Annotated in this window: 14 protein-coding genes; 4 read left to right on the top strand and 10 right to left on the bottom strand. The window is 30.1% G+C overall.

Translation table 11 applies throughout. The features are described from left to right. The 6 genes from ACTTA4_RS03855 to purE all read right to left on the bottom strand — a co-directional run bounded on the left by ACTTA4_RS03855 (nucleotide 1) and on the right by purE (nucleotide 3,668). Nucleotides 1–441: a hypothetical protein gene (locus tag ACTTA4_RS03855; protein WP_440633600.1), complete on the bottom strand. Its 441-nt coding sequence runs from the start codon at nucleotides 439–441 to the stop codon at nucleotides 1–3. A 3-nt stretch (nucleotides 442–444) separates the two neighbouring features. After that, nucleotides 445–1,191 (bottom strand): aspartate/glutamate racemase family protein, encoded by a 747-nt coding sequence (locus tag ACTTA4_RS03850; RefSeq protein ID WP_440633599.1) that lies wholly within the window; start codon nucleotides 1,189–1,191, stop codon nucleotides 445–447. A gap of 137 nt (nucleotides 1,192–1,328) precedes the next feature. Further along, entirely contained in the window at nucleotides 1,329–1,535 is a 207-nt protein-coding gene (locus ACTTA4_RS03845; protein ID WP_075506166.1) for a cold-shock protein, read from the bottom strand. A gap of 123 nt (nucleotides 1,536–1,658) precedes the next feature. Continuing rightward, nucleotides 1,659–2,126, bottom strand: a complete 468-nt coding sequence (locus tag ACTTA4_RS03840) for a GNAT family N-acetyltransferase (RefSeq protein WP_440614119.1) — start codon at nucleotides 2,124–2,126, stop codon at nucleotides 1,659–1,661. A gap of 1 nt (nucleotide 2,127) precedes the next feature. Continuing rightward, complete coding sequence (locus ACTTA4_RS03835) at nucleotides 2,128–3,174, bottom strand: 5-(carboxyamino)imidazole ribonucleotide synthase (RefSeq protein ID WP_440633598.1); 1,047 nt, start codon at nucleotides 3,172–3,174, stop codon at nucleotides 2,128–2,130. 2 nt (nucleotides 3,175–3,176) lie between these two features. Further along, a complete protein-coding gene (gene purE / locus ACTTA4_RS03830; protein WP_262590420.1) occupies nucleotides 3,177–3,668 on the bottom strand; it encodes a 5-(carboxyamino)imidazole ribonucleotide mutase in 492 nt (163 codons plus the stop codon). A gap of 91 nt (nucleotides 3,669–3,759) precedes the next feature. On the opposite strand from purE, the gene ACTTA4_RS03825 reads away from it, so the two are divergent. The 4 genes from ACTTA4_RS03825 to ACTTA4_RS03810 are packed head-to-tail and all read left to right on the top strand — an operon-like array spanning nucleotide 3,760 to nucleotide 7,163. Beyond that, entirely contained in the window at nucleotides 3,760–4,725 is a 966-nt protein-coding gene (locus ACTTA4_RS03825; RefSeq protein ID WP_440633597.1) for a membrane dipeptidase, read from the top strand. Nucleotides 4,726–4,728: 3 nt separating this feature from the next. Further along, entirely contained in the window at nucleotides 4,729–6,390 is a 1,662-nt protein-coding gene (locus tag ACTTA4_RS03820) for a hypothetical protein (protein ID WP_440633596.1), read from the top strand. Nucleotide 6,391: 1 nt separating this feature from the next. Further along, nucleotides 6,392–7,003: a DUF3726 domain-containing protein gene (locus ACTTA4_RS03815; protein WP_440633595.1), complete on the top strand. Its 612-nt coding sequence runs from the start codon at nucleotides 6,392–6,394 to the stop codon at nucleotides 7,001–7,003. Further along, on the top strand, nucleotides 6,996–7,163 hold the full coding sequence (locus ACTTA4_RS03810; RefSeq protein ID WP_179850428.1) for a hypothetical protein: 168 nt from the start codon (nucleotides 6,996–6,998) through the stop codon (nucleotides 7,161–7,163). Before ACTTA4_RS03815 ends, ACTTA4_RS03810 begins: the two co-directional genes overlap by 8 nt. Here the strand turns inward: ACTTA4_RS03810 and ACTTA4_RS03805 are convergent. From ACTTA4_RS03805 to ACTTA4_RS03790, 4 genes are all read right to left on the bottom strand, one after another. Then, complete coding sequence (locus tag ACTTA4_RS03805; protein ID WP_440633594.1) at nucleotides 7,160–7,705, bottom strand: hypothetical protein; 546 nt, start codon at nucleotides 7,703–7,705, stop codon at nucleotides 7,160–7,162. The two genes, ACTTA4_RS03810 and ACTTA4_RS03805, sit on opposite strands and share 4 nt — an antisense overlap. Nucleotides 7,706–7,855: 150 nt before the next feature. Next, nucleotides 7,856–9,214: an aminomethyl transferase family protein gene (locus ACTTA4_RS03800; protein WP_440633593.1), complete on the bottom strand. Its 1,359-nt coding sequence runs from the start codon at nucleotides 9,212–9,214 to the stop codon at nucleotides 7,856–7,858. Beyond that, on the bottom strand, nucleotides 9,207–9,935 hold the full coding sequence (locus tag ACTTA4_RS03795; RefSeq protein ID WP_440633592.1) for a methylenetetrahydrofolate reductase: 729 nt from the start codon (nucleotides 9,933–9,935) through the stop codon (nucleotides 9,207–9,209). The genes ACTTA4_RS03800 and ACTTA4_RS03795 overlap by 8 nt, the downstream gene beginning before the upstream one ends. A 60-nt stretch (nucleotides 9,936–9,995) precedes the next feature. Next, nucleotides 9,996–10,883 carry an ABC transporter permease gene (locus ACTTA4_RS03790; protein WP_440633591.1) on the bottom strand — a complete coding sequence of 296 codons (888 nt, stop codon included), beginning with the start codon at nucleotides 10,881–10,883 and terminating at the stop codon, nucleotides 9,996–9,998.

The raw sequence follows: 10,883 nt of genomic DNA, 5'->3' as shown, positions 1-10,883 counted from the left end.
TTAATCAATTAAATTTAATTTAATCAAATTTTTTTGCTTAGTTTCTTTACACCACATTTCATAACTTTCACAAACTCTCCAAAGATGATTAAAGGCTCTTTGAGATAATTCCAAAGGGAAATGAGTTTTTGTATAATACAACTTTGGTATTTTAAGCAAAAATTTAACCATAGAATCTTTTTGAATATCTAAAAGTCTTAATGTTTCTTCATTAATTTTCTTACCAGTAATTTTATCAATAAAATCGTTATCTTTTAATTCTGATATCCAATTTTCATGAAATTCTCCTGAGCTAATAAAATCATAATCTTTTGTTGTCATGAAAATCTCAAAAGCTTGAATGTTACTAACTTCAGGATTTTGGTTTTTTATCTCAATTATTTTAGAATATATTAGTTCAGCAACTCTTAAAACATAGGGCTTATCAATTTTTGATGTCACTGTTTATCTTTTGTGTTTCTGCATTGCAGAGTGAGCAAGAATTAAATTTGGATCCAAAAATATTTTTGAAGATTTAATATTCTTGAATGATTTAAAAGCAAATATTGCAATTGGTAACTCAGTACAACCTAAAATTATTTTTTTACATTTCATTTTTAGCAAATATTTTATAGCTGGTTTAATAGCTTTTTCAGCAGCTCTAACATTGCCCATTTTTACAAACTTGATTGCTTTATTTACTGAATTTTTTTGAAGATTTTCAGATGGATTAATCAATTGATAGGTCTCATCAAAAAATTTATTATACACTCCAGTTTTTAAAGTACCTTCAGTGGCCAATAAACCAACTTTTGAATTTTTTTTACAGTTCTTTTTTGTAAATTTAAAAACTTCTTTTGGCATATTTATAATTGGAATACGGATTTTTTTTTGTAGATCATCAAACCAATAATGTGCTGTGTTACATGGGATAACAATAAATTTGCATTTATTCTTTTCTAATAACTTACAGCCTTCAAGAAGACTTTTTAAAACTTTATTATATTTTGTTTTATTAGATTTATTTGTATTTAGATTTGATAAGTTTTTTGTTTGAGTACCTATAGACTCTGGTCTTCCTGGGATATTTGATTTGTTATACAAAACAAATAAAGGATACTCTTGATCAATTTTACCTCTATTCAGTACTGCAAGCTTATTGCAAAAATCAAGACCAGCTTGAGTACCCATTCCACCTAAAATTCCGATCATAAATTTTTTATTATTTTAAATACAACTTATATAATTAAATTTTTTGACTAAAAGTTGTTTTTTATAAGATTTGGTACTGGCTGAATAAAATTATTTACTAAAAAATAAAATTTTTTCAGCCAATAGGAAGTGTGAAATTATGCAGTTTTCAAGTTAACTGCTGAAGGACCTTTAGGACCATCTTCAACATCGAAAGTCAAAGCTTGACCCTCATCTAAACCGTTCATACCAGCATCTCTTACTGCTGAAACATGTACAAACACATCTTTTTCTTTGTCTTCTCTTTCAATAAAACCAAAACCTTTGGTTGGATTGAACCATTTTACTTTACCTGTTAGACTCATATTATTTCTTCTTACTTTTTGTTATATTAATTATTACTTAAAATTTATAATTAAGTAATTTTGGCTTTCTTTAGATTTTAATGGGTTTTGTCAACAAAATAGAGAAATTATTCGATCTTATTGTCAATCTGTAGCAATCAATTTAGTCAAATAAACAGAATTAACATCTTCTTTATAATGAGCAAAAGGTTCACAAGGCTCAAAACCACAAGATTTAAAGAGTTTTCTAGCAGGAATAAAAAAATTTCCAGCACCTGTTTCAATACTTAATCTTTTAATATCTAATTTTTTTGCCTCACTTATTAGATGATTAATAACAATAACACCGTGTCCTTTTTTTCTAAAATTGTCATGAATTCTAATTGATTTAAATTCTCCATGACCCTCATCTAAAAATTTTAATGCACCACATCCCATTAATTGATCATTGTTATATAAACTCCAGAATTTAATCGATGGAACTTTAAGACCAGGGATGTCTAAAACATGAGCACTTCCCTCTGGTGAGGCAGCTCTAAGCTCAACAAAATGCTTAGTTAAAAGTTTGTGAACTTCTGGATCATCAAAATTTCCTTCAATTGATTTTAACATATTATTCCAGAATAGTGATATGACCCATTTTTCTTTTATCTTTAATTTCTTTTTTTAAATAATCAAAAAAGAATTCATTATCTTTAAGTTTTGGAGAATTTCTATAGTGAGATATTTGATCTCCTAGTAAATTTATCATTTTTGCATTTGATAATTTTTTTAAAGGTATCTGTTCAAGTCCACAAACAGCTCTGATGTGATTTTCAAATTGACTTACATTAAAAGCATTAATTGTTAAATGTCCAGAATTATGAACCCTTGGAGCAATTTCATTTACATAAAGATTATCATTTCTATCTATAAAAAATTCTACACATAAAGTGCCGACATATTTAAGTTCTTCAGCAATAAGTATTGCCCAATCTTTAGATTGATTAAATATTTTTTCATTTATATCTGCTGGTATCTTAGAATGTTTTAAGATCTGATCTTCGTGGGTATTTTCTATAGGTTCGTAAATTTCATATTTATTGTTACTAAACCTAGTTATAATGATTGATATCTCTTTTTTAAGTTTGACTAATTTTTCTAAAATGTATCCTCTTGACAAATCTAATTTAAGATTTTTTAATTCTTCTGATGATGAAACAGGATGTTGTCCTTTACCATCATATCCTAATGTCGTAGTTTTTATTATACCTGGTAAAAAATCTTCCAAAACATCAATATCGGATTGATTTTCAATTGAGACGTATCTAGTCGTTCTTATATTTAATTTATTTACAAAATCTTTTTCTGCTAACCTATGTTGAATTAATCTATTTACTGAAGGCTTTGGCAAGACTGGTTTTAACTTGTTGATATCATTTAATGTTTCATATGGAATGTTTTCAAATTCATAAGTTACGATATCAACTTTGTTTACAAATTCATTTATTTTTTCTTTATCATCATATTTTGCACCAATAAATTCGTCACAAAAATTTTGAGCTGGTGCTTCTAAATCATCACAAAAAATTATTATCTTTATCCCTAATTTTTTTGCAGCAATTGCAAGCATACTTCCTAATTGGCCACCTCCAATAATCCCAAGAGTAATATTAGACATTTTTATTTTGGAGCTCTTTTAACAGATTTAGTTTGGTTTGATCTCCAACTTTTTAACTTATTTTTGATCGATGAATTATTAATAGCCATTATTTCAGCTGCAAGTAATGCAGCATTAATAGCCCCATCTTCTCCAATTGCTAAAGTACCAACAGGAATCCCTTTTGGCATTTGAGCAATCGAAAGCAAACTATCTAAACCTTTTAATTTTTTGCTTTCAATCGGTACACCCAAAACTGGAATTTGAGTTAATGCAGAAATCATTCCCGGCAAATGTGCTGATCCACCAGCTCCAGCAATAATTACCCCTATATTATTTTTTTCTGCCTTTAATGCAAAATCGTACATTCTCTTTGGGGTACGATGAGCAGAAACAATTTTAGTTTCAAACGAGACACCTAATTGTTTAAGAGTTTTTTCTGCTAATTGCATAGTTTTGTAGTCTGATTGACTACCCATAACTATTGAAACTTTTTTATTAGTATTTTTTTTCATGAAAATAGCTCTCTTGTTTATTTCAAAATTAATCAAAAATTTCAATAAAATTAATAGTATTTCAATTTAGATTGATTAATCTTATTTCGTTATGAATTTTAAAATCGATAATTTGCAATATTGCAATTGGTCTAGAAAAATTTTTGAAACAAACAGAGCTGCAGGTTTAGATGCAGTTCATGTAACTATAGTTTATCATGAAGATTATGATGAGCTACTAATTGAATTAAATAAGTGGGAAAAAATTTTTGAATCAAATTCTGATCTTATATTTCTAGGAAAAGATTTTAAAGATATTGAAAAAGCAAAGCTTGAAAACAAAACTGCAATATTTTTTGGTTTTCAAAATTGTTCACCAATTGAGGATGACATAGGTTTGGTTGAAAAAGTTCATGAACTTGGATGTAGATTTATGCAGCTAACTTACAACAATCAATCTCTTCTTGCTACCGGTTGCTATGAAAAAATTGATAGCGGAGTAACTAATTTTGGAAGAGAAGCAATAAAAGAAATGAATAGAGTAGGCATCGTTGTTGATATGTCTCATTCTGCAGAAAAAAGCACAATGGATGCAATTGAAATAAGTGAAAAACCAATTGCGATTACACATGCAAACCCTTCTTTTTGGCATGCTGCAAAAAGAAACAAGTCTACAGATTTGCTTAAGATGCTAAGTGATAGTGGAGGAATGTTAGGTTTATCTTTATATCCACATCACCTTAAAGAAAATACTAATTGTACTCTTGATAGTTTTTGCGAAATGGTAGCAAAGACTGCAGAAATTATGGGAGCAAGTAAAATTGGCATAGGGTCTGATCTTTGCCTTGATCAACCTGACAGCGTAGTGGAGTGGATGAGAAATGGTACTTGGACCAAAACTAAAAATTACGGAGAAGGATCAAAAAATAAACCAGGCTTTCCAAAACAACCTAATTGGTTTGAAGACACAAGAGGATTTGCAAATATAGAAAAAGGTCTCAAAAAGATTGGATTTTCAGATGATGAGACACATGGGATACTAGGAAATAATTGGTACAATTTTTATAAATCAATTTAAGTTATGCAAGTAGAACTAAGAGATCCAAATACTATTATGAAATTATCTCGTTTGGGATCTTTTCATCAATCTAAATTATCTTTTTTAAGAAGTTTTTTGAATGAATTTAAAGACTGGGAATATAAACAAGATTTGTTTAATTTAGATGAAAATGGTTATGGTGAGGCAGTATATTCATTTAAAAAAGACAGAAGAGTTTATTCTTTAGTTTGTTTTGCAAATCATATTAAAGATGAGGAAAGATCAGACAGAGTTATAGCTACTAAATGGGATGCGGCTTTTACTCTTCATGATGGAGTGCCAAGTAAAAAAGATATTGAAAGATTAAAAAATGAAGTTCCCAAACAAGAAGTAGGAAGACTTTCTTATAAAGAACTTACATTATCAAGAGCGAATAAATCTGTACGTTTATTTAATCATGTAACAGAGAGTTTAAGTCAAGGATTGCAACCAGATTTAAATTTATTATCAAAAGTTGGTTATTTATACAGAACTACTGCTGTTTATGGATCTGGTAAATTTGGTTTAGCAGATAGGTTTAGAATAAAAAATCGTGAGGAAATTAACGGACCATTTAGATTAGAAATGATGCTAGTTTATCTTGTAAGACAGTTCACTTTTGACCAAGTAAATCATGTTGCTTATCATAAGAACCCAAAAAAAGCAGTCAAACTAGACGAGCAAATCTCTAAAAATCTAGGTATTGGAAATTCTACTGGATTAGGAATGGCACCTTTTATTGTTAATCATCCAACACTTTTAAATAACTGGATTTTAAGCAGAGAAATAGCTTTAAAAAAAATTAGAGAAATTCAAAATGTAAATAAAATGGATAGTGAACTTTTTATTGATTGTGTAAAAAAATCACTAACAAACATTACAAGTTGGAACACTGATAGTGAATATCAAAAAAATAAAATTAATAATCTACTAAAAGATGTTCAAAAATTTTTGAAATTCATTGAGAATGATTTTGATTTTACAAGAGAATATCCTTTCAACAGTATTTATAAGTGGCTTGAGAAAGAAACATGTGAAGAATGTATTGAATACATAGTATCCATTATGATGGAACCATATAGTGAAATAACTGAACCTTTAGTAAAAGAAATGAGCTCTGATGAAGAAAAATTTTTTAATATACCAACTCATAGGACTGTTGAAGATTTAAGAAATATAATTGAGAAAAAATATCCAAATATTTTAGAAATAAATTTTGAAAAAAAAGAAAATAATCAAAATTTTTGGTTTATCTCAAAAAATAAAGAAGAGCCAAGATTAGCTGATAGATTTGAAGAACACGGCTCAGAATTAGAGCAACCTTTAGCTATAGCTAGAGATATAAAAAAACTTTACGAAATACTAATGGTTTCAAAAAATAGTCAAACTGTATCTGACTTTTTAATAAAAAACTCTAATTTAAGACATGTTATTAGAAGAGTTTTTATAGTTGAAAAATTTCCTTATTCAGAAATTCAAGATAATACAATTGGTAAAAATATAATGCCTATTGATATGTTGAGATTGAAGCTATCTTTCTTTGGGGCGTTAAAATTTGACCCAAGATCTGACAAGTGGTTAAGAATTTGTATGTTTCAAGGAGCACCATTACCTCATGAATTAAAAAATTATGATGAGCAGTGGGTTTATAAAACTAGCATTTAACATGAAATCATTAAGTGAAATCGAAACTACTGTTAAAAGAGCAACTAAAGCTAGCGGATATTCATGGGGAGTTGCTGAAGAAACAGCAAAGTGTGTAAGACTGTTAGAGTCCTTTGGTCTTCCCGGTATTAAGCATATAAATAAATATTTTTCTCAAAGGAAAGAAAATAGTTTTCAAAATTTAAATCTAATATTAGAAAAAAACCCATCTTCAGCAAAACCTTATTGTCCAATTATTCTTGGAGTTAGTTTTTTAGACCAATCAAAATCTTTGGAATTCTTAAAAAAAATTGAGCTAAATAATGTTGCTTATCCTTCAATATTTTTAGCTTTTGTAAGTAGAGCATCAGAAATTATTGGCAAAAAAATTCAAATAAATTTTGATAAAAAAGAAATTATTTTAAATTTGAATTTAAATATTTACTCTAATATTGCTAATAACGAATTTCCCTCTGTTGCAAATCATTTAGAGATTAGTTTTTTAGAAAATATTGATAGCTTTTCGGAGGAAGAGTGGAAGAATTTGTACAAATTATCTGAAGATACTTTTGTTGAAGAATCTGAGAGTTTAAAACAAGGTGGGGCAGGTGCAGGCCTAACAGATAATGACTGATAATTTTGATGAAATTAAGGATCAAGATAACATTGAAGATTTAAATAATATTTGTGATGAGTGTAAAGAAGAGGATGAGAGTGTATCTCAAAATTTAATTTTAACTGGCTTTAAAATTTGTAAATCGTGTAGAGTTTCAAAGACTATTTTTCCAATCTAGCTAATCTGATTAGTTGGAAGTATGTTCATTCTACTCATTACGAATGTAATTGACAGAAAAGCTATTATCAAAAAAGATAATAAGACTATACCAAAAGATTTAAAATTAGATTTTAAATTTAAAATTTCTTTTGTTGAAATGATTAAACCTGCAAAAATCCAAAATTGAGTAAGAAAAATTATAGGTATCATTAAATCTGGAGTTACTGCAAAAAATCTTAGTAAACCAGGAGCATGAGCAAAACCAACTGCAGTTAAAACTTTTTTAAATGATACTTTGGTTTGTTTATCTGGAAAAAGTTTAACACCTATCACAAAAATAAAGATCGCCCATATTAACCAAGTAACTATTGCTGTTAGACCCGACATTCCTATTGCTGTTTTAATGACAGTGTTAGCTGCTACTGCGCCAGCAACTCCATCTAAAATCATTATCAATCCCGCAAAATATATGGAAGCTTCACCAAAATTTCTGTTATCAGAATAAAGTGTTTTATCTAATTTTATTGATTTGAAAATTATATTTAAAAATTCACCAAACATTAATTTTTATCTCTTTTATTTTTTTGAGCTTTATATGAAACAATTAATGGAAATACTATTAAAGCAATCGCAATAATAATGCAAATTGCTATTAAAAACCCTTTTGTCATTGAAATTTGGGGGAGTTTAAATAACTCCCCCTAAATAAATTTAGCCTTTTACAACTTCTCTTGTGTTTGCGTTGAAAGACTCTTTGAATGGAATATCCACTACTACAGCATCAACAGGTGTTCCTGGAGTTTCTGAATATTCTGCAGGTAGATGAACTTTGAATTTAGTTCCTACTTTTCCTTTTGGAAAACCATTTGCATTCAATGTTCCATCAAAAGGAACGTATCCCATTGCAATGTTGGTTTTCTTTTCAGGGTGCCACCATGGTGATGTTAAGAATCCTACTGGATCTCCACCACTTTCAGGAGAAACTAACCAAAAGTCCGGTGCATAATTATCAATAGGTTTACCACCTAATTCCATACCAACTAGTTGGAGTTTGTATGGTTTTTTACCTGCTTTTAATTCCTCTTTCATCTTTTCTAGTGCAGCCTTACCAACATAATCAGCGGTTTTGTTCCATTCTCCTTTTCCAGACAAAGAAACTTGATAACCTAAATTACATTGGAACGGATTGTGTTGTTGATCCATGTCTTGTCCCCATGAAAGAATTCCTGCTTGAATTCTTCTGTGGTGAGCAGGAGCAATGACCATCAAGCTGTGTTTTTTTCCAGCTTCAAGTACAGCATTCCACATATCCTCAGCATATAAAGTAGATTTTCTTAAATAAATTTCATAACCAGCTTCTCCTGAGAAACCAGATTGTGAAATCACAACATCTCTTCCACCAACTTTCGCTTCAGCTAATCCATAGAAAGGCATATTATCGAAATCTACTTGATCTCCACACAAATCTTTCATTAATGCTTTTGATTTAGGACCTTGAATTTGAACTGGACTGACATCAATTTCTTCAATTTTACAATCAAATCTTCCATCTGCATTTACACCTTGAAGATATAAACCAATATCAGAGTCTGATAATGAAAACCAAAATTCATCTTCAGAAATTCTTAAAAGAATTGGATCATTTAAAACTCCACCATAAGCATTACATAGAATTACATATCTTGCTCTCATTGGTGAAATTTTAGTTGCATCTCTAGTGATCACATAATCAGTAAATTTTTCTGCATCTGGACCTTTAACTCTTATTTGTCTTTCAACAGCAACGTTCCACATTGTTACATGGTTTACGATAGCATCGTATTCAACCATAGCTCCACCATCTTCAGGTTTTACATAACCTCTTGGGTGATAAATACGATTGTATACAGTTGCTCTCCAACAACCTGCTTGCATTGATAAATGCCAATAAGGTGATTTTCTTACCCTTGTTGAAATTAACATTTCAACTTTTGTTGGCCCACTTTGTCTTAAGTTGTATGGTACTTCTCTGTCTGACTGATCAACTGAAGTAACATGTTTTAATTTAGTATAGTCAAATTCATTAGACATAACTATTCTCCCTCAACCACTTGTTAGTTTCCTTCAAGCCGCCGAATGTATAAATGTGGAAGTTATCAGTGTGCGATTTAACTTTCCCAATTAAATCATTAGGGTCTTTAGGTTTCAATAAATCTAACGCCTTACTAAAATTAGATTTAAGAAAGTTTAAGGAATTTTTTGCCCCAACGATATTAGCAAATTTTATTAAGCTAGATATTTTTAAGGGCCCAGTGATTCCAACATGCACTGGTACGCTTTGTTTAGAAATAAAATCAATAATAGGCTGAGGATCTAATAACCATTGAGTTACTATATAATCAGCGTAAGGCTTTTTATCTATCATTGCTTTTTCTAAATCTGTGTCGGATATATCAGGACTCCCTTCAGGATGTCCAGCTATTCCTATTTTCATTTTTTCAAAATAACCTGTTTCTAAAAGTTGAAATGAACTATCAAATTTTCCAAGAGGCTCTCTTCCTCCTCCAATAATTAAAGCTTGTTTAACTCCTGCATCTTTACATCGTGTAACATAATCCTTAAGCTCATTTTCATCTCCCATAGATCTTGCTGGAAAATGTGGAACTGGATTAAATCCTTTTTTTACAAGCTCTGCTGCTTTATCTGCAGTTTCTTTATAATCTCCTCCTGGAAGCATCGTGATATAGACATCACTTAGCGGAGGTACAGATTCAAGATCTGTTTTAGGACCAATCTCCAAAGAAAAATTCATATTTTGGATCTTTATTGATTTTGAAATATGAGTCTAGAAAATTCGATTATGACAATTGGTCTACTTTTTAAGTTGACCTCTGTGCTTTTGAATTCTTTGTCCGTACTGCTGAGTGACCCTGTCGAAGATAATTGCTAAGGCTACAATTGCTAAACCATTCATCATTCCTAATGCCAAATATTGGTTAGAAATTGCCTGTAAAATAGGCACTCCAAGGCCTTTTACACCTATCATAGATGCAATCACAACCATTGCTAAAGCCATCATAATTGTTTGGTTAATCCCAGCAAAAATTGTTGGAAGTGACAATGGAATTTGAACAGATTTAAGTTTCTGCATTGGAGTTGCTCCAAATGCCTCACTTGCTTCTAAAGTTTCTTTATCCACTTCTCTAATTCCCAGATTGGTTAGCCTTACAATTGGAGGCAAGGCATAAATACAAACAGCTAAAAGCCCTGGAACTTTTCCTATACCGAGTAGCATGATTATAGGAATTAAATAAACAAAACTTGGAATAGTTTGCATCATATCAAGTATTGGCAAAATTGCTTTCTCAGCTCTTTGGGATTTTGACATGATAATTCCTATTGGGATTCCAACTACTACACAAACTAACGTCGAAACAGATATTATGGCAACGGTAGCCATGCAATTTTTCCACATTCCAAAATAACCAATAATTAAAAAACAAGCTACAGTACCAATTACAAGCTTAATACTTCTTGATCCAATCCATGCCAACAAAGCAAATACACCTATTACTAATGGCCAAGGACTATTGACTAATAATTTTTCCAACCAAATTAAAAAATGCAAAAGTGGATCAAAAAAACCTTCGATCCCATCTCCATAGGCTCTTGAAAATTCTTTAAAACTAGAATCAATTCCTTTTTTAAGCTCTCTAAGAGCTGTTCGATCCATAACAGGAATTTTACTAAAGAAATCCAT

The organism is Candidatus Pelagibacter sp. HIMB1485, from assembly GCF_052048055.1.
Taxonomy (GTDB): Bacteria; Pseudomonadota; Alphaproteobacteria; order Pelagibacterales; family Pelagibacteraceae; genus Pelagibacter.
The sequence above is the reverse complement of the archived record's forward strand: the minus strand, read 5'-3'. Positions and strand labels throughout refer to the sequence as shown.